We start from the raw sequence: 25,895 nt of genomic DNA, 5'->3' as shown, positions 1-25,895 counted from the left end.
GCCGAGGACGCTACCCCGGCACCCGCAGGGCAGCACTCGTTTTTCCCCACCCCCACCCGAACGAATGACAGATATTGAAATCTGTCATCGGTCATGTCATGGTTGTCTCATCGCACCTCCCCCTCCCCTTGGAGACCGTCATGACCACCACCCGACACCCCGTCCCCACCCGCCGGCTCGGCGCCACCGGCCCGGCGGTCTCCGCCCTCGGCCTCGGCTGCATGGGCATGTCCGCGCTGTACGGGGAGAACGACCGCGCCGAGTCGATCGCGACCATCCACGCCGCCCTGGACGCCGGGGTGACCCTGCTCGACACGGGCGACTTCTACGGGATGGGGCACAACGAACTGCTGATCGCCGAAGCCCTGCGGAGCGCCCCCGCCGCCGCCCGCGAGCAGGCGCTGACCAGCGTGAAGTTCGGCGCGCTGCGCACGGTCGAGGGCGGCTTCACCGGCTACGACGGCCGGCCGGCCGCGGTGAAGAACTTCGCGGCGTACTCGCTCCAGCGCCTCGGTACCGACCACATCGACATCTACCGGATCGCCCGCGTCGACCCGGACGTGCCGATCGAGGAGACCGTCGGCGCCATCGCCGAGCTGGTCGAGGCGGGGCACGTCCGGCACATCGGCCTCTCCGAGGTCGGCGCGGACACGCTGCGCAGAGCGGCGGCGGTGGCCCCGATCGCGGACCTCCAGATCGAGTACTCGCTGATCTCCCGCTCCATCGAGGAGAAGATCCTGCCGGCCGCGCGCGAGCTGGGCATCGGGATCACGGCGTACGGCGTGCTGTCGCGCGGCCTGATCAGCGGCCACTTCACCCGGGACCGGGAGCTCGGCGCCGGCGACTTCCGCGGGATGTCCCCCCGCTTCCAGGGCGACAACCTCCACCGGAACCTGGACCTGGTGGACCGGCTGCGCGCGATCGCCGAGGCGAAGGGCGTGACGGTCGCGCAGACCGCGATCGCCTGGGTCCTCGCACAGGGCGAGCGGCAGGGCGCGGACATCGTCCCGCTGGTCGGCGCCCGGCGCAGGGACCGGCTCGCGGAGGCGCTCGGCGCCCTGGACGTCACGCTGGACGCCGCCGACCTGGCGGCGATCGAGGAGGCCGTCCCGGCGGGCGCCGCGGCCGGCGAGCGCTACCCGGCGGCCCAGATGGCCCACCTGGACAGCGAGCACTGACCGGCACCGGCGGGACCTTTCAGCTGACGGGTACTGTCATTCCATGGCCGCCACCGAGACCCTGACCGCCGAGCGCATCCTCGAAGCCACGGAGGAGGTGCTCCGGCGCTACGGGCCCGCGAAGGCGACCGTCGTCGACGTGGCCCGGGTGCTGGGCGTCAGCCACGGCAGCGTCTACCGCCACTTCCGTACGAAGGCGGCGCTGCGCGAGGCGGTGACCGAGCGGTGGCTGGAGCGGACGATCGTCGCGCTGCGGCCGTACGTCGAGGGCGGGAAGCCCGCGGACGAGCGCCTGACCGACTGGCTCACGGCCCTCTTCGCCCTGAAGCGCCGCAAGGCCGGCGGCGATCCGGAGCTGATGGCGACCTTCCAGGTGCTGATCGGCGAGAACAGCGCGGTGGTCCACCGGCACGAGGACCACCTGGTGGAGCAGATCGCCCGCATCGTGGAGGACGGCCACCGCGAGGGGGTGTTCGCCGCACCGGAGCGGGACTACGCGACGACGGCCCGCGCGGTCTTCGACGCCACCGACCGCTTCCACGACCCGGCGCACGCCGCCGACTGGGCGACCACGGACATCGAGGACGCGTTCGCGGCGGTCATCTCCCTGGCGCAGCGTGCGCTGCGCGCCTGAGAAACAGCCCCTTTTTGAAGATCATTTGGCTTGGAGTTTCCCCTTCCCTGTCCAGTACATCATTAGCGTTCTCCCGCACCGCGACCGTAAGAGCACCCAGGGGGAACCATGTCCGCACCCGCCAAGCCACCGGCCCGCTCAGGAGCCTCCTCGGCGATCGGCTGGATCCTGACCATCGGCCTCAACGTGGTCGCGCCGATCCTCACGTACAACATCCTGACCGAGGACCACGGCTGGTCCGAGTTCACCGCACTGCTCGCCGGGAGCGTCTGGCCCGTCCTGGACAGCGCGATCATGGTCGCCTGGCGGCGCAAGGTCGACGAGTTCGCCGTCGTCACCCTGGTCTTCCTGGTGATCACGGCGCTCGTCTCGCTGATCGGCGCGCACACCGCCCGGGCGCTCCTGATCAAGGACTCGGGCGTGACGGGCCTGTTCGGCCTGCTCTGTCTGGTCACGCTGCTCGCCCCGCGCCCGCTGATGTTCTACTTCGGCCGGAAGTTCGCGACCGACGGCACCCCGGAGAGCACGGCCTGGTGGAACGGGATGTGGCAGTACGAGGGCTTCCGCTCCACCATGCGCACGATGACGCTGGTGTGGGGCGTGGCGTACGTCGCCGAGGCGCTGGTCCGTATCGCCCTCGCGTACGCGCTGCCGACGAAGACCATGGTCACGCTCAGCCCGCTCATGATCTACGCGGTCCTGGGCGCCCTGGGCGTGTGGACGGCCTGGTTCGGCAAGCGCCGGGCGGCCGAGGGCGCGCGACGCCAGGCGGAGGCCGAGGCGGCGGCAGCCGCGACGGCGACCGCCTGACCGCCTGACGCCTGACGCCTGACCGCACGCACGCACGGGAAAGCCCCCGGTTCCGAAGTCGGAACCGGGGGCTTCGCCGTACGCGATCTACGCGGTAGACGCGATCAGGGAGTTCAGCAGCCGAGCAGGCGGCTGCCCAGGTAGCCCTGGATCTGGTCGAGGGAGACGCGCTCCTGCTTCATGGTGTCGCGCTCGCGCACGGTCACCGCGTTGTCGTCGAGGGTGTCGAAGTCGACGGTCACGCAGAACGGGGTGCCGATCTCGTCCTGGCGACGGTAGCGGCGGCCGATGGCGCCGGCGTCGTCGAACTCGATGTTCCAGTTCTGGCGCAGGTCCGCCGCGAGGCCCTTGGCCTTCGGGGAGAGCTGCGGGTTGCGCGACAGCGGCAGGACCGCGACCTTGACCGGGGCCAGGCGCGGGTCGAGGCGCAGGACGACGCGCTTCTCCATGACGCCCTTGGCGTTGGGGGCCTCGTCCTCGTTGTACGCGTCGAGGAGGAAGGCCAGCATCGCGCGGCCGACACCGGCGGCGGGCTCGATGACGAACGGCGTGTAGCGCTCGCCGGACTCCTGGTCCAGGTACGTGAGGTTGGCGCCGGAGGCCTTCGAGTGCGCGTTCAGGTCGTAGTCGGTGCGGTTGGCGACGCCTTCCAGCTCGCCCCACTCGCTGCCGCCGAAGGAGAAGCGGTACTCGATGTCGGCGGTGCGCTTCGAGTAGTGGGAGAGCTTCTCCTGCGGGTGCTCGAACCAGCGCATGTTCTCCTCACGGAGACCCAGGCCGGTGTACCAGTTCCAGCGCTGCTGCATCCAGTACTCCTGCCACTGCTCGTCCTCGCCCGGCTTGACGAAGAACTCCATCTCCATCTGCTCGAACTCGCGCGTGCGGAAGATGAAGTTGCCCGGAGTGATCTCGTTCCGGAAGGACTTGCCCATCTGCGCGATGCCGAACGGCGGCTTCTTGCGCGAGGTCTGCTGCACCTGACCGAAGTTGGTGAAGATGCCCTGGGCGGTCTCGGGACGCAGGTACGCGACGGAGCCGGTGTCCTGGGTCGGGCCGAGGTGCGTGGAGAGCAGGCCGGAGAACTGCTTGGGCTCCGTGAAGGTGCCCTTGTTGCCGCAGTTGGGGCAGTTGAGGTCGGCGAAGCCGTTCTCGGGGAGACGGCCGTGCTTCGCCTCGTACGCCTCCTCCAGGTGGTCCGCGCGGAAGCGCTTGTGGCAGGAGGTGCACTCGGTCAGCGGGTCCGTGAAGGTGGCGACGTGACCGGACGCCTCCCAGACCTCGGTGGCCAGGATCACCGACGAGTCGATACCGACGACGTCCTCGCGCGCGGTGACCATGTAACGCCACCACTGACGCTTCAGGTTCTCCTTGAGTTCGACACCCAGCGGTCCGTAGTCCCAGGCGGCGCGCTGGCCGCCGTAGATCTCACTGCACGGGTAGACGAAGCCACGGCGCTTGCTCAGGCTGACGATGGTGTCGATCTTGTCGGCGGCCACGGTGCTCTCTTCATTACGACGACGAAGTGCGAATGCCACAGGTTACCGGCGCCCGTACCCCCTGCATCAAATCGGTTCGGTGCCAGGGGCGCGCGGGGGCTCCCGAGAGGGCGCGTGGGCGGGGCCACACGGACGACAATTGACAATCGTTTCCAGTTTTGTTGAAAATGAGTGTCATGAACGTACGTCGCCTGATACCCACCACCGCCCTCGCCGGAGCCGTCGCGCTCGGCGTCGTCTCCCTGTCCGCCTGCGCCGGAACCTCCGACGCCGCCGACAAGGGGAGCAGCGGCAAGCTGGACGTCGTCGCGTCGTTCTACCCCATGCAGTACCTGGCCGAGCAGATAGGCGGCGGCCACGTCGCCGTCAACACGCTCACCAAGCCCGGCGTCGAACCCCACGACCTTGAGCTCAAGCCGAAGCAGATCGGCGAGCTCGGCGAGGCCGACGTCATCCTCTACCTCAAGGGCATCCAGCCCGCCGTCGACGACGCCATCGCCCAGGCCGGCGTCAAGAACACCGTCGACGCCGCCACCCTCACGAAGCTCGAAGCGCACGGCACCGAGGTCGGCCACGAGCACGGGACCGAAGAGCACTCCGCCGAGGAAGAGGGCCACGACCACGGCTCCGAGGCCGGCACCGACCCGCACATCTGGCTCGACCCCGTGAAGTACGCCGAGGTCGCCAAGGGTGTCGGCACCGCCCTGGAGAAGGCCGACCCGGCGAACGCCGCCGACTACCAGAAGAACACCGACGCCCTGGTGACGAAGCTCGGCGCCCTGAACACCGAGTTCGAGACGGGCCTGAAGAACACCACCACGAAGACCTTCATCACCACCCACTCCGCCTTCGGCTACCTCGCCGAGCGGTACGGCCTGGAGCAGGAGGGCATCACCGGCATCGACCCCGAGTCCGAGCCGAGCCCCGCCCGCATCAAGGAACTCCAGGACATCGCGGAGAAGGACAAGGTCTCCACCGTCTTCTTCGAGACCCTCGCGAGCGACAAGACCGCCAAGACCCTGGCGGGCGACACCGGTCTGAAGACCGACGTGCTCGACCCGCTGGAGGGAATCACGGACAAGTCCCAGGGCGATGACTACATCGAGGTCATGCAGTCCAACCTCGCCGCGCTGAAGAAGGCCCTCGGCGCGAAGTGATCGCAGCGACACAGCAGGAGGAACGAGCCATGGCAGCGCCGGCGCAGGAACCCGTCATTTCCGTCCGCGGAGCCACGGCGGCCCTCGGCGCGCGGCCCGTCCTCCGGGGCGTCGACCTCACCGTCCGCCGCGGCGAGGTCGTCGCCCTGCTCGGCGCCAACGGTTCCGGCAAGTCCACCGCCGTCCGCTCCGTCATCGGCCAGGTGCCGCTGACCGGCGGCCGGATCGAGCTGTTCGGCACGGAGCAGAAGCGGTTCCGCGACTGGGCCCGCGTCGGCTACGTACCGCAGCGCACGACCGCGGCGAGCGGCGTCCCCGCCACGATCCGCGAGGTCGTCTCCTCCGGCCGGCTCTCCCGTCGCCGCTTCGGCTGGCTGACGAAGGCCGACAAGGAGGCCGTCGAGCGGGCCATCGACCTCGTCGGGCTCGCCGACCGCGCCAAGGACTCCGTCTCCGCGCTCTCCGGCGGCCAGCACCAGCGCGTGCTGATCGCCCGCGCGCTCGCCTCCGAGCCCGAGCTGCTGATCATGGACGAGCCGATGGCCGGCGTGGACCTCGCGAGCCAGGAGATCCTGGCCGCGACGCTGCGCGAGCAGGTCGCGGGCGGCACGTCCGTCCTCCTCGTCCTGCACGAGCTGGGCCCGCTGGAGCCGCTGATCGACCGGGCCGTGGTCCTCCGCGACGGCTGTGTCGTCCACGACGGCCCGCCGCCCGAGGCCGTCGGGCAGCACGCGCTCCCCGGCCACGACCACGTCCATCCGCACGCGGCCGGTGAGCCGCTCCGTACGGGTCTGCTGACCTGAAGCCGACCCTGGGAAAGCTGACTTGATCATGGAAATGCTCGATCTCGCCTTCATGCAGCGCGCGCTCCTCGCGGCCGTGCTCGTCGGCATCACCGCGCCCGCCGTCGGCATCTACCTCGTCCAGCGCCGCCAGGCGCTGATGGGCGACGGCATCGGCCATGTCGCCATGACCGGTGTCGGCCTCGGCTTCCTGCTGAACTCCAGCCCGGTCTGGATGGCGACGATCGTCGCCGTCGCGGGCTCGGTCGCCATGGAGCTGATCCGGGCGTACGGGAAGACCCGCGGCGACCTCGCGCTCGCCCTGCTCTTCTACGGCGGCATGGCCGGCGGCGTCCTGCTGATCAACCTCTCGCCGACCGGCTCCAACGCCAACCTCAGCTCGTACCTCTTCGGCTCGCTGTCCACGGTCTCGTCCGAGGACATCACCGCGATCGCGATCCTCGCCGCCTTCGTCATCCTGGTCACGGTCGGCCTGCGCCGCCAGCTCTTCGCGGTCAGCCAGGACGAGGAGTTCGCCCGGGTCACCGGCCTGCCGGTGCGCGCCCTGAACCTGCTGATCGCGGTCACGGCCGCGGTGACCGTCACGGTCGCCATGCGAGTCGTGGGCCTGCTGCTCGTCAGCGCGCTCATGGTGGTGCCGGTGGCGGCGGCGCAGCAGCTGTCGAAGTCGTTCCGCACGACCTTCGTCCTCGCGGTGGCGACCGGCGTCACGGTCACTCTGGCGGGCACGGCCACCTCGTACTACCAGGACGTCCCGCCCGGTGCGACGATCGTCCTGTACGCGATCGGCGTCTTCGTCCTCCTGACCCTCCTCGCCACCCCGCTCGCCAAGCGGCGGGCCCGGGCGGCCGAGGCGGGCGCGGAGAGCTGCGACGCCCCGCTTCCGGCCACCCGTCGTCCGACGGACGACGTGAACGTCTGATCCGCGGCTGACCGCAGGGTCATGGGGGACTGGCAGAATGGCGGGGGCAGACAAGCATTCAAGGAGGCCCCCGTGGTGACGGCAGGACCCCCCGTACGAGGCCGCTCGACCAAGCAGCGGGCCGCCGTGTCGGCGGCGCTGAACGAGGTGGACGAGTTCCGCAGCGCCCAGGAGCTGCACGACATGCTCAAGCACCGCGGCGACTCGGTCGGCCTCACCACCGTCTACCGCACGCTCCAGTCCCTGGCGGACGCGGGCGAGGTCGACGCGCTGCGCACGAGCGAGGGCGAGACCGTCTACCGCCGCTGCTCGACCGGCGACCACCACCACCATCTGGTCTGCCGCGTCTGCGGCAAGGCCGTGGAGGTGGAGGGCCCGATGGTGGAGCAGTGGGCCGAGACGATCGCCTCGGAGCACGGCTTCGTGAACGTGGCGCACACGGTCGAGATCTTCGGCACGTGCGCGGAGTGCGCGGAGAAGTGAGCTGACCTGACAGACGAAGGGGCCCGCACCGGACGTTTCCGGTGCGGGCCCCTCGTCGTCTCATGCCTTGCTGATGTTCCGGTCCAGGACCGCCCGCAGCCGGTCGGCGTCGGCGGGGTCCGCGAGGCCGTGCTTCGGCAGGTACGCGAAGCCGGTGCCGGACTGCTTGGCCGTGAGCAGGACGAAGAGCCGGGGCGTCTCCGCGTACCGGGGCAGCAGCGCCCAGCGGATCGTCGTCTCGCTGTCCCGGGAGGTCCACCGTCCCCCGTCCTCGTCGACGACGGCCGTGGCCTCGCCCTGGGCCCTGATCAGCCGGAAGAGGCTCTGGGCCGTCAGCCAGGGCAGCGACTCCGCGCAGCCCACGGCCACCAGGCCGAGCGCCACCATCAGGGCCGTCGTTCCCGGCTCGGGCGAGGGCGGCAGCAGGGCCAGGCCCGCGACCAGGAGGGCCAGCACGCCGGCGCCCCACGCCGTCCACCGGAGCAGCCGCCACCAGAAGGTGGCCCGCAGCCGGACCCGTACGGCCTCGCGCACGTCCACGAAGTCGGGCCGGTAGGCCAGCTCGATCCGCTCGTTCGTTTCCACGGACATCCCCCTGGATGTGGTCAGCCCTTGTCGAGGACGGCCATGTCGGCCGGGTCGACGCCGCCGAAGCGGCGGTCGCGCTGGGCGAACTCGACGCAGGCCCGCCACAGGTCGCGGCGGTCGAAGTCGGGCCACAGTACGTCCTGGAAGACCATCTCGGCGTACGCGCTCTGCCAGATCAGGTAGTTGGAGGTGCGCTGCTCGCCGCTGGGCCGCAGGAACAGGTCCACGTCCGGCATGTCCGGGTAGTAGAGGTACTTCTGGATGGTCTTCTCGGTGATCTTCGACGGGTCGAGCCGGCCCGCCTTGATGTCCTCGCCCATCGCCTGCGCCGCGTCCGTGAGCTCCGCGCGACCGCCGTAGTTCATGCAGAAGTACAGCGTGAGCTTGGTGTTGTCCTTGGTCTGCTCCTGCGCGACCTGGAGCTCCTTGGCCACGGACTTCCACAGCTTGGGCATCCGGCCGACCCAGCGCACCCGCACGCCGAGCGAGTCGAGCTGGTCGCGGGACTTGCGGATGAAGTCGCGGTTGAAGTTCATGAGGAAGCGCACCTCCTCGGGCGAGCGCTTCCAGTTCTCGGTGGAGAAGGCGTAGAGCGAGATCGAGCCCACGCCCATCTCGATCGCGCCCTGGAGCACGTCGAGGACCTGCTCGGCGCCGACCTTGTGCCCCTCGGTGCGGGGCAGGCCGCGCTCCTTGGCCCAGCGGCCGTTGCCGTCCATGACGATCGCGACGTGCTCCGGGACCAGCTCCGACTGGAGCTTCGGCGGGCGGGCGCCGGAGGGGTGCGGCTCGGGCGTGCTGTACTCCCGGCGCTGGCGACCGAGCAGTCGTGCGATGGCCATGACGTGGTCTCTCCTACCTAGCTTTTCTCTACGTACCGCAGTGAGCGCAGGCCGCGCTCCAGGTGCCAGTGCAGATAGGCGGACACGAGTCCGCTGCCCTCCCTGACGTGACGCGGCTCGCACGCGTCCGCCGTCGCCCAGTCGCCGGTGAGCAGCGCGCTGAGCAGGCCGATGGCCTCCGCAGAGGGTACGACGCTTCCGGGCACCCGGCAGTCGCCGCATATGACCCCGCCCGCACCGACCGAAAAGAACCGGTTGGGACCGGGAAGTCCGCATTTCGCGCAGTCGTCGAAACTGGGCGCGTAGCCGTTGACGGCGAGCGAGCGGAGGAGGAAGGCGTCGAGGATGAGGTGGGGCGCGTGCTCGCCCCGCGCGAGGGTCCGCAGACCGCCCACCAGCAGCAGGTACTGCTGGACGGCGGGCTCGCCCTCGTGGTCGGTGAACCGTTCCGCCGTCTCCAGCATGGCCGTGCCGGAGGTGTACCGGGCGTAGTCGGTGACGATCCCGCCGCCGTACGCGGCGATCGTCTCGCTCTGCGTGCAGAGCGGCAGCCCGCGTCCGACCAGCTCACTCCCCCGGGCGAAGAACTGCACGTCCACGTGCGAGAACGGTTCGAGCCGCGCCCCGAACTTCGACTTCGTCCGGCGCACCCCGCGCGCGACGGCGCGCACGCGGCCGTGACCGCGCGTGAGGAGCGTGATGATGCGGTCCGCTTCACCCAGCTTCTGGGTGCGCAGCACGATGCCGTCGTCGCGGAACAGACTCATGGGCCCATTCTCCCGTACGGCGGGGGCGCCCCGACCCCGGGCCGGACCTCGGGCCGGACCTCGGGCCGGACCTCGGGCCGGACCTCGGGGAACGCTTTCCGCATCCGGGCGAGGAGCGCGCCGGCCGCCGGGGCGGCGGGGCCGTCCGCCGGCCAGGCGAGGGCGACGCGGCCCCGGAGGGGCGGATCGGTGAGGGGAAGGGTACGGAGTCCCAGCGCGTCCGCCGCCTCGGCCGGGAGCTCCGGGAGGACGGCGACGCCGAGGCCACGGGCGGCGAGGCGCGCCAGGAGGTGCGGTGCGGCGGCCTCGAAGGCCACGTGGGGCCGGAAGCCCGCCCGCGTACCGGCGCGCTCCAGGACGCCGCGCAGGCCGGTGCCGCGCGGAAGGCTGATCAGCGGACGGCCGGCGAGCCCGGCCACGGGGAGCGCAGCGCGGGCGCGGCCGTCGGGGGCGGTGAGGAGCGGGTCGCCCGGAGCCATGGCGGCGACGAGGGGCATGTCGACGAGGACCTGGAGGCTGACGCCCTGCGGGGGCTCCTCCTCGGCGAGGCCGATCACGGCGAGATCGAGTTCGCCGCGGTGCAGGGCGGCGAGCATCCGCTCCGACGTGTCCTCGGTGAGGGAGATCTCGACCTGCGGGTGGTCGTCGTGGAAGTCGGCCAGGACGGCGGCGACGTCGAACTCGTCGGCGGCGGCCCCGGACACGAGGCCGATCGTGACCTGCCCCCGGACGAGACCGGTGAACTCGTCCACGGTCCGCCGCAGCCCCTCGACGGCCGCGAGCGCCGCCCGCGCGAAGGGGAGGACCGCCTCACCGACGGCGGTCGTGGTGACGGTCCGGCCGGAGCGGTCGAGCAGCGGCTGCCCGAGCTCCCGTTCCAGCTGCCGGATCTGGGCGCTCACCCCCGGCTGCGCGAGGTGGAGGCGGGCGGCGGCGCGGGTGAAGTTGGCCTCCTCGACGACGGCGAGGAAGTAGTGCAGCTGACGGAGCTCCATAACCAGGAATGCTAGCGAGGAGAAGAACTCGCTCTTGGACTTCTGGCCGGCACCTCGGCACGCTGGTGATCATGGAGACCACGGCAGCGGAGACACGAGCGGAGATCGCGGCCGAGCGGCGCGAACTGGCGGACGTCCTGGACGGACTGACCGACGAACAGTGGGACGCGCCGACGCTGTGCGGCGGCTGGCGCGTACGGGAGGTCGCCGGCCACATGAGCATGGGCTTCCGGTACCCGTTCGGCAGGACGGCCCTGGAACTCGTCCGCGCGGGCGGCAACCTGCACCGGATGACCGACCGCCTCGCGCGCCGCGACGCCGCCGCCCTCACCCCGCGCGAACTCGCGGCGGCCCTGCGCGACCACGCCCATCACCCCTGGAAGCCACCGGTGGGCGGCCTGGCGGCGGCCCTCGGCCACGACGTGATCCACGGCCTGGACATCACCGTCCCGCTCGGCCTCGGACGGCAGGTCCCGGAGGAGCGCCTGCGGATCCTGCTGGGGACGGTCGCCCCTCGAACGCTGCGCTTCTTCGGAGCGGACCTCGACGACGTCACCCTGCGGGCCACGGACCTGGACTGGTCGTACGGCACGGGCACGGGCGCTCGGGTGGTGAGCCGCCCCGCCCAGGAACTCCTGCTGCTCGCGTACGGACGCACGCTCCCCCGGCCGGAGTGACGGGGCGCCGAACCGGCCGGGGGCGGAGGGTTTCAGGGCACCTCGCCCCGGCTCCGGGCGTTGACGTGCGCCGTGGCGGCGCTCAGTCGCTCGGACGTCGTCGCCTCACGTACGCCGTCGGGCTCCACGTCCCACTCGCGCCCGCCGCCGAGCGGGCGGATCTGGACGTAGGGCCCCTCGTGCCCCATGACTCTTCCGACCCGTCCGGTACGGATCTCCACGACGTACGACCCGATGGGCAAGGTCATGTTCCGTTCTCCTCCCCCGGCAGTAGGGCGGCGGCGATGAGCCGCGCCGTTTCCGCCGTGCAGCATCCCAATTCGACGAGCGGCCTCGGAGGGTCGGCGGCGAGGGTGACGACGTCGAGCCCGAGCGAGGGGAGAGTGATTCCCGCCCTCGCGAGCGCCTCACGCAATTCCGTCACTGCCTCTTGAGCGGCTTCGATGGCCCCCGCGGTCGTCTTCATGATGTCTTCCTTCACCAACGTATGCCTTTCTGAATCCATTTCCTGCTTCGCCTCTCCAGGGTGGGGCGGGATCCGTAGAATCGGCAGACGCGCAGGCCGTACAACTGCGGCGTAGGGTTGGGGAGTTAATCCATGGCCAAGGGCAAGCAGGACGAGGCGTGGGAGTTCTTCGGCGAGCTCCTGAAGGACCGCCGCGAGGCGGCGGGGCTCTCACAGAGCGAACTGGGCGCACGGGTGTTCGTGTCCGGTGGGTACATCGGACTTTTCGAGCAGGGAATTCGAAAGCCACAGCTGGATGTGGCGAAGAGAATCGACGAAGTCCTACAAACCGGCGGTATTTTCGAACGAACGTGGCGCAAGCTCATCAACAAGTCGCCGTACGCGTCTTATTTCCACGCGGTGGCGGAGCTGGAGGCGGTGGCGACGAGGATCTGCGAGTTCGCGCCGATAGTGATGCCGGGCCTGCTCCAGACGGCGAGCTACACGAGGGCGCTGACGGTCGCGACCCACCCGTTCGCCACAGAGGAGTACATCGACGAGCAGATCGCCGCACGGCTCAAACGAGCCTCGATCCTCAAGGACGCTACAAGGCCGGAGTATTGGGTTGTGCTGCACGAGAACGCGGTACGCACCCCGATCGGCGGCCCCCAGGCCATGGCCGAGCAACTTGAGCACATCGTGGCGCTCGTACGGAAGCGGTGGCTGCTGGTGACCGTAGTGCCACGCGAGGTCGGTGCACACGCGCACATGACCGGCACGCTCAAGCTCATGGAGTTCGAGGACCAGCCACCAACGGCCTATACGGAGACGGAGTTTTCGGGCACCCTCCTCGATGATCCGGCTGTGGTGAAGCAGGCCCAGCGCACCTACGATCTGCTGAGGGTCGCCACACTGTCGCCGGAAGCGTCCCTCGCACTGATCGAGTCGGCGGCGGAGGACTACAGACGATGCGCGCGTACGACCTGAGCAACGCCAACTGGTTCAAGAGCTCCTACAGCAACGCTTCGGGCGGCGACTGCGTCGAGGTCGCGTACGACTTCGCGGGCGCAGCCTGGCGCAAGAGCAGCCACAGCGACGGCGACGGCGGCAACTGCGTCGAGGTCCTCGACCACGTCCCCGGTGTCGTCCCCGTCCGGGACAGCAAGGTCACCGACGGTCCCGTCCTGATCGTGCCCGCCGCCGCCTGGTCCGCTTTCGTCGCCGGTATCGCCGGATGACGACTCCACCGTCGTCCGCTTCGAGGAAGGGGCCGTAACCTTCGGCCGCCCGGGCGAGGGTCATCACATACCCCTGACGGCGATCGCACAGGTCCGCGCCGAGGGGCGGGTCGCCACGATCGAGCTGACCGCCCCCGACGGCAACGGCGCCCCGCGTCAGCCGTCGGACGGTGCTCGCGACGGCCGCCGCCGCCCCGGTCCTCGCCCTGGACGTGTTCCTCGGTGTGGCCGGCCGGTTCGAGTACGCGCTCATGTTCTGGCTGGGTGCCCTCGTCGCCGTCACCGGCGTCTTCCTGGTGTTCACCATGAGCCGGGGCCTGTACCGGATGTGGTACCTGCCGAAGCACGGCATCACGGTGGTGGCGCAGTTCTCGCACGTCACCAACAACACGAAGGTGTACCGCTACACGGACACCGACGGCGTCTCCCACACCTACGACAACAACGTGGGCGGACAGACGGTCGAGCTGTCCTACGATCCCCGCAACCCGAAGGCGGCCGTCCACCAGGAGGGCCTGTACAGCCGCTGCATGATGATGGTCATGACCCTCATCGGCTGCGGCATCGGGGGCGGCGCGCTCTACGGCATCGGCCGGCTCGTCGTCACGACCGTGACGGGCTGAGCATCACGAAGGCGGAGAGATGACCACGCAGACCCCCGACGTCGACCACGAACTCATCGAGGCCGCGGCCCACGTCGCACGCACGCGCTGCCAGGGCGACAACCACACCATGGCGGCCGCGGCCCGTGACCGGGACGGCCGGATCGTCACCGCGGTGAACGCCTACCACTTCACCGGAGGCCCCTGCGCCGAGCTGGTCCTCATCGGCGCGGCGGCCTCCCAGGGCGCGTACGAGCTGCACACGATCGTGGCCGTGGGCGATCGCGACCGGGGCGTCGTCCCGCCGTGCGGCCGGTGCCGGCAGGTCCTCCTCGACTACTTCCCCGCCCTCAAGGTCATCGTCGGCAACGGCGACCGCGTCCGAACGGTCCGCATCACCGACCTGCTGCCCGAAAGCTACGTCTGGGCCGACCACCAGCTCGACGCCGAGTAGGCCGCGCCGGTCGGCGCAGGCCGCACGAACAGCCCGAGGGTTCCTGGGGTGCCGCGGGCTCCGTCGTCCGCCACGTGGACCTGGCCGCCCTCGCGAGCGCCCGGGCCGCCCCGTAAATCCTCCGACTGGGCTTCACCGACCGTCAGGTCGCGCCTACGATCACGCCCATGTCCATCACTCCGTCCACACCCGTCGTCCAGGGCAGCGCGAAGGCATCCCTCCAACGCGAGGGCGACGCCCTTCTCCTGAGTCGCCGTCACGACGAGGTGCGCATCCCTCTGGCCGCGATCGCGCAGGTCCGTGCCGAGGGGCGGTCGCTCGCCGTCGAGCTGACGGCGCCGGCCGGAGCGACCTCGTACGCGCACCGGATCGACGGGGTGAGCGAGGCGGCCGCCGCCATGTTCGCCGCGGCCGTGAACGCCGACCTGCCCGAGGCGGCCGGACGGGACACGACGGCCGACGGGACCGCGCTCGTGGAGACCCGCGACCGGCCCGTGAGCAGGCGGGAGAGGAAGACGCGGCTGATGAAGCGGTGGGCGGCCGCCACGCTCGGCCTGCTCGTGCTCCTGTGCGTGCTCGTCGCGGTCGCCGGACAGCCGATCGGCATCCTCATCCTCACGCCCGCGGGCCTCGTCGGGGCGGCGTCCTCCGTCGCCGGCGTCATCGCCCTGACCGACTGGCACCGCGAGTGGCGCCTGATGCGGCACGGCATCACGGCCTTCGCGGCGGAGGTTCCGGAGAGGCCGGGGCAGTATCTGTACGTGGACCCCGCGGGCATGATCCGCAACGTGTTCACCTGGCCGGGCGGCATCGCCGTCAAGGTCAGCTACGACCCCCGGGACCCGGGGAACGTGGTCCTCCCGAGGCGGGCGTTCTCGCGGCGCGCGGAGCTCTGCGCCGGGCTGATCTTCGCCGGCCTCGGGCTCGTCACCTTCGCCGCCCTGATCGCGGTGACCGTCGGCGTACTCCTCGGCACCCTCGACTTCTAGGATCCCGCTTAGTCACACTTATGGAACTCATAAGTCCGGCTTATGAGTCCATAGACCGGGCCCGGGTACCGCTCCGAGTGTGTTGTTATTTAGGGTGACCTAAGTGTCGGCGGCCTCGCCGCCACGTCGCTTGCGAAGGGAAACCCGTCATGCCCCGCCCCCTCCGGGTCGCGATCGTCGGCGCCGGCCCCGCCGGAATCTACGCCGCCGATGCGCTGCTGAAGTCCGAGGCCGCCGCCGAACCGGGCGTGTCCATCGATCTCTTCGAGCGGATGCCGGCCCCCTTCGGCCTCATCCGCTACGGCGTCGCCCCCGACCACCCCCGGATCAAGGGCATCGTCAACGCCCTCCACCAGGTCCTCGACAAGCCGCAGGTCCGCCTCTTCGGCAACGTCGACTACGGCACGGACGTCCACCTCGACGACCTGCGCGCCTTCTACGACGCCGTGATCTTCTCGACCGGCGCCATGGCCGACCGCGAACTCAAGATCCCCGGCGTCGAGCTGGACGGCTCGTACGGCGCCGCCGACTTCGCCTCCTGGTACGACGGCCACCCGGACGTCCCGCGCACCTGGCCGCTGGAGGCCGAGAAGGTCGCCGTCCTCGGCGTCGGCAACGTGGCCCTCGACATCGCCCGCATCCTCGCCAAGACCGGCGACGAGCTGCTGCCGACCGAGATCCCCGCGAACGTCTACGACGGGCTCAAGGTCAACAAGGCCGTCGAGATCCACGTCTTCGGCCGTCGCGGCCCGGCCCAGGCCAAGTTCAGCCCCATGGAGCTGCGCGAGCTGGACCACTCCCCCACCATCGAGGTCATCGTCAACCCCGAGGACATCGACTACGACGAGGGCTCGATCGCCGAGCGGCGCAAGAACAAGCAGACCGACATGGTCGCCAAGACCCTGGAGAACTGGGCGATCCGCGACGTCGGCGACCGCCCGCACAAGCTCTTCCTGCACTTCTTCGAGTCGCCCGTCGAGATCCTCGGCGAGGACGGCAAGGTCGTCGGCCTCCGCACCGAGCGCACCGAGCTCGACGGCACCGGCAACGTCAAGGGCACCGGCGCCACCACCGACTGGGACGTCTCCGCCGTCTACCGCGCCGTCGGCTACCTCTCCGACGAGCTGCCCAAGATCCCCTGGGACGCCACCAGCGGCACCGTCCCGGACGAGGGCGGCCGGGTCATCGAGGAGACCGGCGAGCACATGGCCTCCACGTACTGCACCGGCTGGATCCGGCGCGGCCCCGTCGGCCTCATCGGCCACACCAAGGGCGACGCCAACGAGACCGTCGCGAACCTCCTCGCCGACTTCGCGAACGGCCGTCTGCTGACGCCCGACACCCCGGAGACGGACGCGGTCGTGTCCTTCCTGGAGGAGAAGGGCATCACGTACACGACGTGGGAGGGCTGGTACGCCCTGGACGCCGCCGAGAAGGCGCTCGGCGAGCCGCAGGGCCGCGAGCGCGTGAAGATCGTCGAGCGCGAGGACATGCTGCGCGCGAGCGGCGCGATCCAGTAGTCGCCTCCGTGTCCTAGCCGCGGGCGCCCTCGCCCCTTCCCGGTCCTACCCTGAAAGGACCGGGAAGGGGCGAGGCCATGTCCGCACCCACACTGCACACCGCCGCTCATCCGACCGACGCGGTCGAACGCGCCCGGGACGCGGCCGGCCGGGAGTCCTGGGCCGAGGCGTACGCGCTGCTCCACGCCCACGACCTGCACCCCTCCCGCGCGCTGACCGCCGACGACCTGTCCGTGCTCGCCGACGCCGCCTGGTGGTCAGGGCACATCGACGAGTCCGTCACCGCCCGCCTCCGCGCCCACGCCGCCTTCCTCGCTGCCGGTGACCACCGGGGCGCCGGGCTCGCCGCCTGGTGGCTGCACTACGAGTACGCGAGCCTCGGGCGGCCCGCCGCGGCGGCGGGCTGGCTGCACCGGGCCCGGCACCACCTGGAGGACCTGCCGCCCTGCCCCGAGCAGTGCTTCCTCGCCTGGACGGACGCGGAGGAGGCCGAACAGCACGGCGACCGGGCCGCCGCCCTCGCCGCGGCGCGCCGCATGACCCGTCTCGCCGTCCGCTCCGGCAGCCCCGACCTCGTCGCGCTCAGCCGCCAGGCCGAGTCCTCCGTGCTCCTCGCGCACGGCCGCAGGAGCGAGGCCCTCGCCCTCCTCGACGACGCGATGTGTGCGGTCACCGCCGGCGAGCTGAGCAGCATGTTCACGGGCTGGCTGTACTGCCTGGCCCTCACCCAGTGCATGGAGGCGGCGGACTTCGGGCGGGCCGTGGAGTGGACGAACGCGGCGATGGAGTGGTGCGCGCCCGCGTGGACGGGGCGCCCGGCGGAGCGGAGGCCGGATACGGAGACCGGGTCGGGGCCGGGGTCGGGGTCGGGGCGGGAGCCGGAGACCATGGCGGCCGCCCCCGCCCTGGCCCCGGCCCCGACCCTGGCCCCGACCTCCGGGGAGAACCCCTTCCGGGGCGTCTGCCGGGCCCACCGCGTCGAGGTCCTCGACCTCCTCGGCACCTGGGCCCTCGCCGAGGAGGAGGCGCGGCAGGCCTGCCGGGAGGTGCCGGTGGACTGCCTGGAGTCGGCCGCCGCCGCGTTCTACGCCGCCGGGGACGTCCAGCGGCGGCAGGGCCGCCTCGACGAGGCCGCAGCGTCGTACGCGCACGCCCACGAGCTGGGCCGGGTCCCGCAGCCCGGGCTCGCGCTGCTGCGCCTCGCCCAGGGCAGGGCCGACACGGCCGTCGCGGGCGTCGACCTCGCCCTGGCCTGCCAGAGCGACCCGCACCACGACCTCCTGGGCCGGGCCCGGCTGCTCGCCGCCCGTACGGAGGTGGCCCTCGCCGTCCGGGACGTGCCGGGCGCCGCACGGGCCGCGCGGGAGCTGGACGCGCTGGCCGGGGACGTACCGCTGCTGCGGGCGACGGCCGACACCGCCCTGGGCGCCGTCGCGCTGGCCGAGGCCCGCTCGAGCCCCGCGCTGCGGCTGCTGCGGCAGGCGCTCGCCGGCTGGCTGGAGCTCCGCGTCCCGTACGAGGCCGCTCAGGTGCGGATGCTGCTCGCGGCGGCGGACCGGGCGGTGGGCGACGAGGAGGCGGCCCGGCTGGAGCTGGGCGCCGCGCGGACGGTGTTCGAGCGGCTCGGGGCCGTACCCGACGCCCGGCGCGCGGCGGCGCTGCTCTCCGGCGGGAAGCGGCGACGGCTGCCGGGCGGCCTGACCGCCCGCGAGGCGGAGGTCCTGCGGCTGGTCGCCGGGGGCGGGACGAACAAGGACATCGCCCACGCCCTCGTGATCAGCGAGCACACGGTCTCCCGGCACCTGAACAACATCTTCGCCAAGCTCGGCGTCGGCTCCCGCACGGCCGCGACGGCCTACGCGTACGCCCACGACCTGCTCTGACGCCCGACCCGCTCCGACCCGTCCTGGTGCGAACGGCCCATCCCCCGCTCCCTGCGGACATGGGCCGTTCGGGCGATGCCCCACCCCTCTCCGCCGGGCTACACCGGAACCATGACCACCACGACCGACCCCCTGGACACGCTTCGCGGTGCCGTGCGCGGCGCCGTCGTGGCCCGTGGCGACCCGTCGTACGACGTGTCCCGCCGGGTCTACAACGCCCTGCACGACCGCCGCCCGGCCGTCGTCGTCCATGCCGTGGACGCCGGCGACGTCATCGCGGCGGTGCTGTACGCCCGGGAGCACGCCCTCCCGCTGGCCGTGCGCGGCGGTTCCCACTCGGTCGCCGGGTTCGGCACCGTGGACGACGGCCTCGTGGTCGACCTGTCCCGGATGCGGGGCGTCCGCGTCGACCCGGAGGCCCGTACGGCCCGGGCCGAGGGCGGCGCCACCTGGGGCGACTTCGACCACGCCACCCACGCCTTCGGGCTCGCCACCACCGGCGGGGTGATCTCCACGACCGGCGTCGGCGGCCTGACGCTCGGCGGCGGCATGGGGCACCTGGCCCGCCGGTGCGGGCTGAGCTGCGACAACCTGATCGCGGCGGACGTCGTGACCGCCGAGGGCACGCTCGTCTCCTGCGACGCCGAGCGGCACCCTGACCTGTACTGGGCGCTGCGCGGCGGCGGCGGGAACTTCGGGGTCGCCGTCTCGCTGGCGTACCGGCTGCACCCGGTGTCGGACGTCTTCGGCGGCCTGACCTGCTACCCGCTCGGCCCGGACGTGGCCCGCGCCTGGCAGCGGATGAACGAGGACGCGCCGGTCGAGCTCAACACGATCTTCGTGATCGCGCTCGGCCCCGAGGAACCGTTCCTGCCGGAGCGCTGGCACGGCCGCCCGATCTGCGCCGCGTTCACCTGCTTCAGCGGCGCGGCGGCGGACGACGACAAGGTCCTCGCCCGGCTCGACGGGCTCGGCCCGGTCGTCGGCCGGTTCATGGAGCGGATGCCGTACCCGGTGATCAACACCGTCTTCGACGAGCAGCTGCCGCCGGGGCTCTTCCACTACTGGAAGGGCAACTTCAGTCGCGAGCTGACGGACGGCGCGATCGACGCGCACATGACGTACGGCGGGACGATGCCGTCGATGGAGTCGGACACCGCGATCTTCCCGATCGACGGGGCCTGCCACGAGGTGGGACCCGAGGACACCGCGTTCGCCTACCGGGACGCCGTCTTCTCGCACTCCATCGGCGCGACCTGGTCGACCGGCGCGGCGGACGCGGAGGCGAACATCGCCTGGACCCGCGCCTACGACAAGGCGCTGCGCCCGCACACCGAGGAGGGCGGCTACGTGAACTTCATGGACGCCGACGACCAGGACCGGGTGCGGGTCAACTACCGGCAGAACTTCGACCGGCTGCGGACGGTCAAGCGGCGGTACGACCCCGACAACGTGTTCCGGCTCAACCAGAACATCCAGCCGTGACGCCAGGCCCTGACGGGAGCCCTACGGCACTGTCCGGGCCGAGGTGAGGAGGCGGACGGTGTCGTCGGGGGCCAGCGCGAGCGCGTTCCCGACGGTCCCGAGGACCTCCATCTCGGTAGGGCTGTAGACGCCGTCGGCGAGGGCGATCCGGGCGGCCTGGAGCAGGATCGACTCCCGGCCGGCGGGCGCCAGGTGCGGGGTGAGCGGCTCCAGCGCCTCGTGGAGCTCGATCGCGAGGAGGCTGCCCTCCGGGTTCACCTCGGGCATGAAGCGCCCTGTGTCGGCCTCCAGGGCCTCGACCAGGTCGACGAGCTGGACGGCCGTGCACTCGGCGAAGCCGGCGGACCGGACCGCGCTCACGGCCCGGTCGAGGACCTCGCGGGAGTCGGTGCCGCCGGCCGCGAGCACGGCCAGGGCGACGGTGTGCACGCCGTCCCGCAGCATCGCCGAGAAGCGGCTCGTCGTCGGACGGTCGAGGACCTCCGTACCGAAGTGCGTGTGACAGGCCGCGCACTCGACGACGGGGCCCGTACAGCCCCGGGGCAGGACCGGGACGCCGAGGACGGCGAACCTGCGGCGGCCGGTGCGCCGCCGGTAGTTCCGGTCGCCGCCGCACTCCTCGCAGAAGAACTCGCCGTCTCCGACCGTGTTCCAGGAGGTGCGGATTCCGCAGACGCCCACTTTCCCACCACGTGAATTCCGGGCAGACCGCACACGCACCTCCTCAACGGCCCGGCTGCACTGCCGGCGTTGGCGTGATGTTAGCCACATCCTTGATGTGGCGTCAGCACCCCGTCAGCAGATCGCCGTGGAGATGGCCGAGACACGTCATCCGGCGGGAAACCTCAGGAGGCGCGGCGGCGACGCTTTGCGAAGGCCAGGAAGCCTCCGCCGACGAGGACGGCGGCCGCCGCGGCACCGATCGTGCCGGGCCCGATGGCCGAACCGGTCGTCGCGAGATCACCCTCCGGGGTGGCGGACGGCGCCGGGGTCCCGGCCGGGGCGGTGGTGGACTCGTCGGGGGTTCCCGGGGTGGCCGGGGTCTCCGAGGTGTCGGGGGTGGCTGCCGGGGTCGACGGGGAGGCGGAGGCGCCGGGCGTCTCGGAGGCGCCCGGGGTCTCCGGGGTCGTGGGCGTCCCGCCGTCGTCGGTCGGGGTGGGCTCGGGGGTCGCGGGCGGGGTGGGGACGGACGTCTCGGTCGGCGTCGGCGGCTCCGGGGTGACGACCGGGCCCGGCGTCGTCTCCTTCGGGAGGCAGCCGGTGAAGTTCATCTGGTGGGTCTCGGCGCCCGGGACGGTCGTCAGGGACTCGGCGATGACAGAGCCGTTGACGTGGCCGGGGCCGACGTTCGCGCCGCCCATCTCGACCTTGGCGTTCGGGGCGAAGATCGTGCCCGGCCAGGAGGTGTAGTTCTTCTTCACGCTCTCGGCCTGCGGGAAGTTCCACAGCAGCTTGGAGCGGATCTGCCGGAACTCGTCGCTCGCCAGCTGGTAGTCGTCGATGACCGGGGCCGAGCCGTCCGCACCCTGGTAGTAGACGCCGTAGGTGGCGGACTTGTTCATGTCGTACGAGGCGCCGAGGACGTTCACGAGGGTGGAGGAGCCGGCCGGGACCTTGAGGGTGATCGCCCGGGCCTTCTCCAGGTCGGCGGCGTCCACGGCGAAGACGTTGAGCTTCGCGTCCGTACCGGTGAGGAACAGGCCCTGGGAGTCCTTGTCGCCGGCGACCGTGCCGTTGGGGGCGGTGCCCGCCCAGCCGGTGGAGAGCGCGCGGAGGTCCGCGAACTCCTTGGCGAAGTCGATCGGGGAGGTCGGCGAGCCGCCCTCCTTGACCTTGTCGCCGTCGACACCGAAGCCCTGGCCCGGGGTGGAGCGGTCGACGACCTTGCCGGCGATGCCGGTGCCGTTGTCCAGGACGACCTGGTTCGCGTACAGCGTGCCGCCGACGACGAGGCTGTGGCCGCCGGGCAGCTTTGCGAGGTCGGCGCCGGTGAGCTTGTGGCCGATCGAGAAGCCGGACGGCCGCTGCGGGTCGCCGAAGGTGGCGTCGCCGCCGACCGCGACCGCACCCTCGGAGTCGGAGTGGCGGACGGAGTCCTTCTCGACGAACTCGGCGTAGAGCCCGGCCGTGCCGAGGGGCTGCGTCGCGCACGACGTGGCGGGGGTGGCGGAGACGGCGGGGGCCCAGGCGAGGGCCGTGCCGGTCACCGCGAGGACAGCGGCCACAGCAGCGGTCGTGCGCATACGAAACTCCAGGTCAGGGAGGTGCGAAGGGGGCGCGTGGGGGGAGTGTCCGAGGGGACGAGCCGACCTTCCGTCATTCCCCGATGTGCCGTCAACTCACCTGATATGACGCTGATTCCGACATGAGGGCATGATCTTCCTTAAGCGAACCTGAAACCGTGACGCAGCTCACACAGCAGAGCTGCCCCGCACCCTCCGGGAGGAAGGGTGCGGGGCAGCGGCAGGAGAGCGCGGGTCAGTGCGCCGTCGGGTCAGCGGGCGGAGCGGTTGACCGCCGAGATGACCGCCTTCAGCGAGGCGCGGGTCGTGTTGGCGTCGATGCCGATGCCCCACAGGACCTGGCCGTCGATGGCGCACTCGATGTACGAGGCGGCCTGCGCGGAGGCGCCCTCGCTCATCGTGTGCTCCTGGTAGTCCAGCAGGCGGGCGTCCACGCCGATCGACTGCAGCGCGGCGAAGAAGGCCGAGATCGGGCCGTTGCCGGAGCCGGCCAGTACGGTCTCGGCGCCGTCCACGACCGCCTCGACGGTCAGCGTGTCCGTGCCGTCCGTGTCGGAGGTGGTCTGGCCCGAGCGCAGCTGGATCCGGCCCCAGGCGTTGTCCGGGTTGGGCAGGTACTCGTCCTGGAAGACGGCCCAGATCGCGGCCGGCGTGACCTCGCCGCCCTCGCTGTCGGTCTTCTGCTGGATGATCTTCGAGAACTCGATCTGCATCCGGCGGGGCAGGTCCAGCTTGTGGTCGTTCTTCAGGACGTACGCGATGCCGCCCTTGCCGGACTGCGAGTTGACCCGGATGACGGCCTCGTAGGAGCGGCCGACGTCCTTCGGGTCGATCGGCAGGTACGGCACGGCCCACTCGATGTCGTCGACGGTGACGCCCTTGGCGGCCGCGTCGGCCTCCATCGCGTCGAAGCCCTTCTTGATGGCGTCCTGGTGGGAGCCGGAGAAGGCGGTGTAGACCAGGTCGCCCGCGTAGGGGTGGCGCGGGTGGACCTCCATCTGGTTGCAGTACTCGCTCGTGCGGCGGATCTCGTCGATCTGCGAGAAGTCGATCTGCGGGTCGACGCCCTGGCTGAACAGGTTCATGCCCAGGGTGACCAGGTCGACGTTGCCGGTGCGCTCGCCCTGGCCGAACAGGCAGCCCTCGATGCGGTCGGCGCCGGCCATGATGGCCAGCTCGGCCGCGGCCACGGCCGTACCGCGGTCGTTGTGCGGGTGGACCGACACGCAGATGTACTTGCGGCGGGTCAGGTTCCGGGACATCCACTCGAAGCGGTCCGCGTGCGTGGACGGCGTCGAACGCTCCACGGTGGCGGGCAGGTTCAGGATGATCTCGCGGCCCGGGCCCGGCTGCCAGACGTCACAGACCGCCTCGCAGACCTCCAGGGCGAAGTCCAGCTCGGTGTCGGTGAAGATCTCCGGGCTGTACTGGTAGCCGAAGGTGGTGCGCTCGTCGAGCAGCTTCTCCGCGTACTCCATCACCAGACGGGTGCCGTCCACGGCGATCTGCTTGATCTGCTCCTTCGAGCCGCGGAAGACGACCCGGCGGAAGGTGGGCGCGGTGGCGTTGTACAGGTGGACGGTGGCGCGCTTGGCGCCGACCAGGGACTCCACGGTCCGCTCGATCAGGTCCTCGCGGGCCTGGGTCAGTACGGAGATGGTGACGTCGTCCGGGATCGCGCCCTCTTCGATGATGGAGCGCACGAACGCGAAGTCGGTCTCGCCGGAGGACGGGAAGCCGACCTCGATCTCCTTGTAGCCCATGCGGACCAGCAGGTCGAACATCTCGCGCTTGCGGGCCGGGGACATCGGGTCGATCAGCGCCTGGTTGCCGTCGCGCAGGTCGGTCGACAGCCAGCGGGGGGCCTTGGTGATCCGCTGTTCGGGCCAGGTGCGGTCGGGGATCTGCACGGCCTCGTACTGGCCGTACTTGTGGATCGGCATCCCGGACGGCTTCTGCAGCTGCGTCGCGTTGGTGATCGGCGTGGGGCGGCTGACGAAGGGGGACTGGCTCATTGCGTTGGGCTCCTCGGGTCCAGCTTCAAGAAGGACGGCCGACTGTCGAACGCAACACCAGGTCCCGCGGGGAGGGGGTCGGCCTACGACTACAGGCCCTCGCCGCGGCAGCTAAGGAGAAGCAGCCCGAAACGCATGATGGCCGCAGCTTAGCCGAGGGACACCGGAGGCGGACGTCCCGTTTCAGTATGCGGGACGGGCCCCGCGTCAAGGCTGATCCGTGACGCATCACTCCATTTCGCCAATCCTCGTCGCATCTCGTGACAGGGGCGTCACGCGGTGCCACATTGCGAGGATGACTCCCCAGACGCACCACTCCGTCCCGGTCTTCTGCTCGATCGTCCCGCCGCACCTCCTGGAGCACCTGGCGCGCTCCTCGAACCCGGCCGTCGCCGCCGCCGCCCGCCGCACCCTCATCGCGGACGCCTCGGCCCGTACGAGCCGGGTGCTGCCGCTGCCCGGCAGCGCGCCCACGCTCGCCCCCGGCGACGTCGGCCGTCCGCACCGCACGGTGTACGACTGCGCGCACGGGACCGAGCTGCCGGGCGCGCGGGTCCGCGCCGAGGGCGAGGCGGCGACCGCCGACGCCACCGTCAACCGGGCGTACGCGGGCCTCGGCGCCACCTTCGACCTCTTCCTGAACGCCTTCGGCCGGGACTCGATCGACGGCGCCGGGCTGCCGCTGCTGGCCTCCGTCCACTACGACGAGAACTACGGCAACGCCTTCTGGAACGGCGAGCAGATGGTGTTCGGCGACGGCGACGACGAGATCTTCCTCGACTTCACGCTGCCCGTGGACGTCATCGGCCACGAGCTGGCCCACGGCTTCACGCAGTACACGGCGAACCTGGAGTACTTCAGCCAGTCCGGCGCCCTCAACGAGTCCGTCTCGGACGTCTTCGGCTCGCTCGTGAAGCAGTACGCGCACGGCCAGACGGCCGACCAGGCCGACTGGCTCATCGGCGAGGGCCTCTTCCACCCGAACGTGGAGGGCGCGGCCCTGCGCTCGATGAAGGCCCCGGGCACGGCGTACGACGACGACGTCCTCGGCAAGGACCCGCAGCCCGGCCACATGGACGACTACGTCCGCACGAGCCGGGACAACGGCGGGGTGCACATCAACTCGGGCATCCCCAACCACGCCTTCTACCTGGCGGCGACCGAGCTCGGCGGCAACGCCTGGGAGCGGCCCGGGCAGATCTGGTACGACGTGATGACCGGCGGGACGCTCGCCCCCGAGACCCGCTTCTCCGAGTTCGCGGCGGCCACGGTGGCGGCGGCCAAGGCGCGGTACGGCGACGGGGAGGAGATCCAGGCCGTCCTGAAGGCCTGGGCGGCCGTGGGCGTGCCGACCGACTGACCCGCCGGGCAGAGCCTGGTACACAGGTCCCATGCGGATTCGAGTGCGGCGCACGGGCGGTTTCGCGGGAATCGAGCGGTCGGCGGAGGTGGACACCTCCGGCCGGCCCGACGCCGGGGACCTGCACGCCCTCGCCGGGCAGGTCCTCGACGGGGGCAGCGACGAGGGCCGGGGCGTACCGGACGGCTTCGCGTACGAGATCACGATCGACGACCGCACGATCCGCTGCTGCGACCCCCGCCTCACGGACGCGCAGAGGACCCTCATCACGAGGGTCCTCAAGGAGGGCGCCTAGAAGCCGGCGCCCGG

Annotated in this window: 28 protein-coding genes; 18 read left to right on the top strand and 10 right to left on the bottom strand. The window is 71.2% G+C overall.

Features of this window, described 5'->3' with window-relative positions:
- The first annotated feature begins 140 nt into the window (after positions 1–140).
- The 3 genes from ACZ6K0_RS15580 (at position 141) to ACZ6K0_RS15570 (ending at position 2,622) form a co-directional block, all read left to right on the top strand.
- Positions 141–1,178, top strand: coding sequence for an aldo/keto reductase (locus ACZ6K0_RS15580; RefSeq protein ID WP_469228773.1), 1,038 nt, complete (start codon positions 141–143; stop codon positions 1,176–1,178).
- 43 nt (positions 1,179–1,221) lie between these two features.
- Complete coding sequence (locus tag ACZ6K0_RS15575) at positions 1,222–1,812, top strand: TetR/AcrR family transcriptional regulator (RefSeq protein WP_376406093.1); 591 nt, start codon at positions 1,222–1,224, stop codon at positions 1,810–1,812.
- A gap of 108 nt (positions 1,813–1,920) precedes the next feature.
- Positions 1,921–2,622, top strand: a complete 702-nt coding sequence (locus tag ACZ6K0_RS15570) for a VC0807 family protein (protein ID WP_376406091.1) — start codon at positions 1,921–1,923, stop codon at positions 2,620–2,622.
- Positions 2,623–2,735: 113 nt separating this feature from the next.
- On the opposite strand, the gene ACZ6K0_RS15565 is transcribed toward ACZ6K0_RS15570, so the two are convergent.
- Positions 2,736–4,118, bottom strand: a complete 1,383-nt coding sequence (locus ACZ6K0_RS15565) for a glycine--tRNA ligase (RefSeq protein WP_469228775.1) — start codon at positions 4,116–4,118, stop codon at positions 2,736–2,738.
- 176 nt (positions 4,119–4,294) lie between these two features.
- Between ACZ6K0_RS15565 and ACZ6K0_RS15560 the strand changes: the two genes are divergently transcribed.
- The 4 genes from ACZ6K0_RS15560 to ACZ6K0_RS15545 all read left to right on the top strand — a co-directional run bounded on the left by ACZ6K0_RS15560 (position 4,295) and on the right by ACZ6K0_RS15545 (position 7,483).
- Complete coding sequence (locus ACZ6K0_RS15560; protein WP_469228777.1) at positions 4,295–5,275, top strand: metal ABC transporter substrate-binding protein; 981 nt, start codon at positions 4,295–4,297, stop codon at positions 5,273–5,275.
- A gap of 29 nt (positions 5,276–5,304) precedes the next feature.
- Complete coding sequence (locus ACZ6K0_RS15555) at positions 5,305–6,078, top strand: metal ABC transporter ATP-binding protein (protein WP_376406085.1); 774 nt, start codon at positions 5,305–5,307, stop codon at positions 6,076–6,078.
- 28 nt (positions 6,079–6,106) lie between these two features.
- Positions 6,107–7,000: a metal ABC transporter permease gene (locus ACZ6K0_RS15550; protein WP_376406083.1), complete on the top strand. Its 894-nt coding sequence runs from the start codon at positions 6,107–6,109 to the stop codon at positions 6,998–7,000.
- A gap of 72 nt (positions 7,001–7,072) precedes the next feature.
- Positions 7,073–7,483, top strand: coding sequence for a Fur family transcriptional regulator (locus tag ACZ6K0_RS15545; RefSeq protein WP_024757359.1), 411 nt, complete (start codon positions 7,073–7,075; stop codon positions 7,481–7,483).
- 60 nt (positions 7,484–7,543) lie between these two features.
- On the opposite strand, the gene ACZ6K0_RS15540 is transcribed toward ACZ6K0_RS15545, so the two are convergent.
- Genes ACZ6K0_RS15540 through ACZ6K0_RS15525 form a run of 4 tightly spaced genes read right to left on the bottom strand, consistent with a single transcriptional unit; the run spans position 7,544 to position 10,675 of the window.
- Positions 7,544–8,068 carry a YcxB family protein gene (locus ACZ6K0_RS15540; RefSeq protein WP_469228782.1) on the bottom strand — a complete coding sequence of 175 codons (525 nt, stop codon included), beginning with the start codon at positions 8,066–8,068 and terminating at the stop codon, positions 7,544–7,546.
- Between the two features lie 20 nt (positions 8,069–8,088).
- On the bottom strand, positions 8,089–8,913 hold the full coding sequence (locus ACZ6K0_RS15535; RefSeq protein ID WP_376406079.1) for an isoprenyl transferase: 825 nt from the start codon (positions 8,911–8,913) through the stop codon (positions 8,089–8,091).
- Positions 8,914–8,930: 17 nt separating this feature from the next.
- Entirely contained in the window at positions 8,931–9,680 is a 750-nt protein-coding gene (gene recO, locus ACZ6K0_RS15530) for a DNA repair protein RecO (RefSeq protein ID WP_376406077.1), read from the bottom strand.
- Positions 9,677–10,675, bottom strand: coding sequence for a LysR family transcriptional regulator (locus ACZ6K0_RS15525; protein ID WP_469228784.1), 999 nt, complete (start codon positions 10,673–10,675; stop codon positions 9,677–9,679). Before ACZ6K0_RS15525 ends, recO begins: the two co-directional genes overlap by 4 nt.
- A 71-nt stretch (positions 10,676–10,746) precedes the next feature.
- Here ACZ6K0_RS15525 and ACZ6K0_RS15520 point away from each other — a divergent pair, with 71 nt between their 5' ends.
- Positions 10,747–11,352, top strand: coding sequence for a maleylpyruvate isomerase family mycothiol-dependent enzyme (locus ACZ6K0_RS15520; RefSeq protein ID WP_469228786.1), 606 nt, complete (start codon positions 10,747–10,749; stop codon positions 11,350–11,352).
- 32 nt (positions 11,353–11,384) lie between these two features.
- Here the strand turns inward: ACZ6K0_RS15520 and ACZ6K0_RS15515 are convergent, their stop codons facing one another.
- On the bottom strand, positions 11,385–11,600 hold the full coding sequence (locus ACZ6K0_RS15515) for a hypothetical protein (protein ID WP_376406071.1): 216 nt from the start codon (positions 11,598–11,600) through the stop codon (positions 11,385–11,387).
- Positions 11,597–11,818 (bottom strand): hypothetical protein, encoded by a 222-nt coding sequence (locus ACZ6K0_RS15510; RefSeq protein ID WP_376406069.1) that lies wholly within the window; start codon positions 11,816–11,818, stop codon positions 11,597–11,599. The genes ACZ6K0_RS15515 and ACZ6K0_RS15510 overlap by 4 nt, the downstream gene beginning before the upstream one ends.
- A gap of 132 nt (positions 11,819–11,950) precedes the next feature.
- Here ACZ6K0_RS15510 and ACZ6K0_RS15505 point away from each other — a divergent pair, with 132 nt between their 5' ends.
- From ACZ6K0_RS15505 to ACZ6K0_RS15470, 8 genes are all read left to right on the top strand, one after another.
- Complete coding sequence (locus tag ACZ6K0_RS15505; RefSeq protein ID WP_469228788.1) at positions 11,951–12,784, top strand: helix-turn-helix domain-containing protein; 834 nt, start codon at positions 11,951–11,953, stop codon at positions 12,782–12,784.
- Complete coding sequence (locus ACZ6K0_RS15500; protein WP_469228790.1) at positions 12,766–13,035, top strand: DUF397 domain-containing protein; 270 nt, start codon at positions 12,766–12,768, stop codon at positions 13,033–13,035. Before ACZ6K0_RS15505 ends, ACZ6K0_RS15500 begins: the two co-directional genes overlap by 19 nt.
- A 170-nt stretch (positions 13,036–13,205) precedes the next feature.
- On the top strand, positions 13,206–13,658 hold the full coding sequence (locus ACZ6K0_RS15495; protein ID WP_469228792.1) for a DUF3592 domain-containing protein: 453 nt from the start codon (positions 13,206–13,208) through the stop codon (positions 13,656–13,658).
- 19 nt (positions 13,659–13,677) lie between these two features.
- Positions 13,678–14,091, top strand: a complete 414-nt coding sequence (locus ACZ6K0_RS15490) for a cytidine deaminase family protein (protein ID WP_469228794.1) — start codon at positions 13,678–13,680, stop codon at positions 14,089–14,091.
- Between the two features lie 167 nt (positions 14,092–14,258).
- On the top strand, positions 14,259–15,080 hold the full coding sequence (locus ACZ6K0_RS15485; RefSeq protein ID WP_469228796.1) for a hypothetical protein: 822 nt from the start codon (positions 14,259–14,261) through the stop codon (positions 15,078–15,080).
- Between the two features lie 149 nt (positions 15,081–15,229).
- The gene (locus ACZ6K0_RS15480; protein WP_376406057.1) at positions 15,230–16,600 is read left to right on the top strand and encodes an FAD-dependent oxidoreductase; all 1,371 of its coding nucleotides are present in this window, start codon (positions 15,230–15,232) and stop codon (positions 16,598–16,600) included.
- A 77-nt stretch (positions 16,601–16,677) separates the two neighbouring features.
- On the top strand, positions 16,678–18,483 hold the full coding sequence (locus tag ACZ6K0_RS15475; protein WP_469228798.1) for a LuxR C-terminal-related transcriptional regulator: 1,806 nt from the start codon (positions 16,678–16,680) through the stop codon (positions 18,481–18,483).
- Between the two features lie 111 nt (positions 18,484–18,594).
- The gene (locus ACZ6K0_RS15470; RefSeq protein ID WP_469228800.1) at positions 18,595–19,968 is read left to right on the top strand and encodes an FAD-binding oxidoreductase; all 1,374 of its coding nucleotides are present in this window, start codon (positions 18,595–18,597) and stop codon (positions 19,966–19,968) included.
- Positions 19,969–19,989: 21 nt separating this feature from the next.
- Here ACZ6K0_RS15470 and ACZ6K0_RS15465 read toward each other — a convergent pair whose 3' ends face one another.
- The 3 genes from ACZ6K0_RS15465 to leuA form a co-directional block, all read right to left on the bottom strand.
- Positions 19,990–20,682: a TerB family tellurite resistance protein gene (locus tag ACZ6K0_RS15465; protein WP_376406051.1), complete on the bottom strand. Its 693-nt coding sequence runs from the start codon at positions 20,680–20,682 to the stop codon at positions 19,990–19,992.
- A gap of 131 nt (positions 20,683–20,813) precedes the next feature.
- Complete coding sequence (locus ACZ6K0_RS15460; protein WP_469228803.1) at positions 20,814–22,211, bottom strand: choice-of-anchor A family protein; 1,398 nt, start codon at positions 22,209–22,211, stop codon at positions 20,814–20,816.
- 251 nt (positions 22,212–22,462) lie between these two features.
- A complete protein-coding gene (gene leuA, locus ACZ6K0_RS15455) occupies positions 22,463–24,226 on the bottom strand; it encodes a 2-isopropylmalate synthase (RefSeq protein ID WP_469228805.1) in 1,764 nt (587 codons plus the stop codon).
- A 295-nt stretch (positions 24,227–24,521) separates the two neighbouring features.
- On the opposite strand from leuA, the gene ACZ6K0_RS15450 reads away from it, so the two are divergent.
- Positions 24,522–25,586 carry a M4 family metallopeptidase gene (locus tag ACZ6K0_RS15450; protein ID WP_376406045.1) on the top strand — a complete coding sequence of 355 codons (1,065 nt, stop codon included), beginning with the start codon at positions 24,522–24,524 and terminating at the stop codon, positions 25,584–25,586.
- Between the two features lie 31 nt (positions 25,587–25,617).
- A complete protein-coding gene (locus ACZ6K0_RS15445) occupies positions 25,618–25,881 on the top strand; it encodes a protealysin inhibitor emfourin (RefSeq protein WP_376406043.1) in 264 nt (87 codons plus the stop codon).
- Positions 25,882–25,895: the final 14 nt, after the last annotated feature.

Source organism: Streptomyces sp. NPDC042346 (assembly GCF_055581845.1).
Note: the sequence above shows the minus strand (reverse complement) of the source record. Positions and strands in the feature narration are given on the sequence as shown.

Coding starts and splice junctions, on each gene's coding strand:
- ACZ6K0_RS15560 (WP_469228777.1), top strand. CDS start 4,295: ATGAACGTACGTCGCCTGATACCCACCACCGCCCTCGCCGGAGCCGTC.
- ACZ6K0_RS15525 (WP_469228784.1), bottom strand. CDS start 10,675: ATGGAGCTCCGTCAGCTGCACTACTTCCTCGCCGTCGTCGAGGAGGCC.
- ACZ6K0_RS15575 (WP_376406093.1), top strand. CDS start 1,222: ATGGCCGCCACCGAGACCCTGACCGCCGAGCGCATCCTCGAAGCCACG.
- ACZ6K0_RS15535 (WP_376406079.1), bottom strand. CDS start 8,913: ATGGCCATCGCACGACTGCTCGGTCGCCAGCGCCGGGAGTACAGCACG.
- ACZ6K0_RS15450 (WP_376406045.1), top strand. CDS start 24,522: ATGACTCCCCAGACGCACCACTCCGTCCCGGTCTTCTGCTCGATCGTC.
- ACZ6K0_RS15505 (WP_469228788.1), top strand. CDS start 11,951: ATGGCCAAGGGCAAGCAGGACGAGGCGTGGGAGTTCTTCGGCGAGCTC.
- ACZ6K0_RS15470 (WP_469228800.1), top strand. CDS start 18,595: ATGACCACCACGACCGACCCCCTGGACACGCTTCGCGGTGCCGTGCGC.
- ACZ6K0_RS15460 (WP_469228803.1), bottom strand. CDS start 22,211: ATGCGCACGACCGCTGCTGTGGCCGCTGTCCTCGCGGTGACCGGCACG.
- ACZ6K0_RS15520 (WP_469228786.1), top strand. CDS start 10,747: ATGGAGACCACGGCAGCGGAGACACGAGCGGAGATCGCGGCCGAGCGG.
- ACZ6K0_RS15510 (WP_376406069.1), bottom strand. CDS start 11,818: ATGAAGACGACCGCGGGGGCCATCGAAGCCGCTCAAGAGGCAGTGACG.
- ACZ6K0_RS15515 (WP_376406071.1), bottom strand. CDS start 11,600: ATGACCTTGCCCATCGGGTCGTACGTCGTGGAGATCCGTACCGGACGG.
- ACZ6K0_RS15500 (WP_469228790.1), top strand. CDS start 12,766: ATGCGCGCGTACGACCTGAGCAACGCCAACTGGTTCAAGAGCTCCTAC.
- ACZ6K0_RS15570 (WP_376406091.1), top strand. CDS start 1,921: ATGTCCGCACCCGCCAAGCCACCGGCCCGCTCAGGAGCCTCCTCGGCG.
- recO (WP_376406077.1), bottom strand. CDS start 9,680: ATGAGTCTGTTCCGCGACGACGGCATCGTGCTGCGCACCCAGAAGCTG.
- ACZ6K0_RS15490 (WP_469228794.1), top strand. CDS start 13,678: ATGACCACGCAGACCCCCGACGTCGACCACGAACTCATCGAGGCCGCG.
- ACZ6K0_RS15485 (WP_469228796.1), top strand. CDS start 14,259: ATGTCCATCACTCCGTCCACACCCGTCGTCCAGGGCAGCGCGAAGGCA.
- ACZ6K0_RS15475 (WP_469228798.1), top strand. CDS start 16,678: ATGTCCGCACCCACACTGCACACCGCCGCTCATCCGACCGACGCGGTC.
- ACZ6K0_RS15445 (WP_376406043.1), top strand. CDS start 25,618: ATGCGGATTCGAGTGCGGCGCACGGGCGGTTTCGCGGGAATCGAGCGG.
- ACZ6K0_RS15480 (WP_376406057.1), top strand. CDS start 15,230: ATGCCCCGCCCCCTCCGGGTCGCGATCGTCGGCGCCGGCCCCGCCGGA.
- ACZ6K0_RS15550 (WP_376406083.1), top strand. CDS start 6,107: ATGGAAATGCTCGATCTCGCCTTCATGCAGCGCGCGCTCCTCGCGGCC.
- ACZ6K0_RS15555 (WP_376406085.1), top strand. CDS start 5,305: ATGGCAGCGCCGGCGCAGGAACCCGTCATTTCCGTCCGCGGAGCCACG.
- ACZ6K0_RS15580 (WP_469228773.1), top strand. CDS start 141: ATGACCACCACCCGACACCCCGTCCCCACCCGCCGGCTCGGCGCCACC.
- leuA (WP_469228805.1), bottom strand. CDS start 24,226: ATGAGCCAGTCCCCCTTCGTCAGCCGCCCCACGCCGATCACCAACGCG.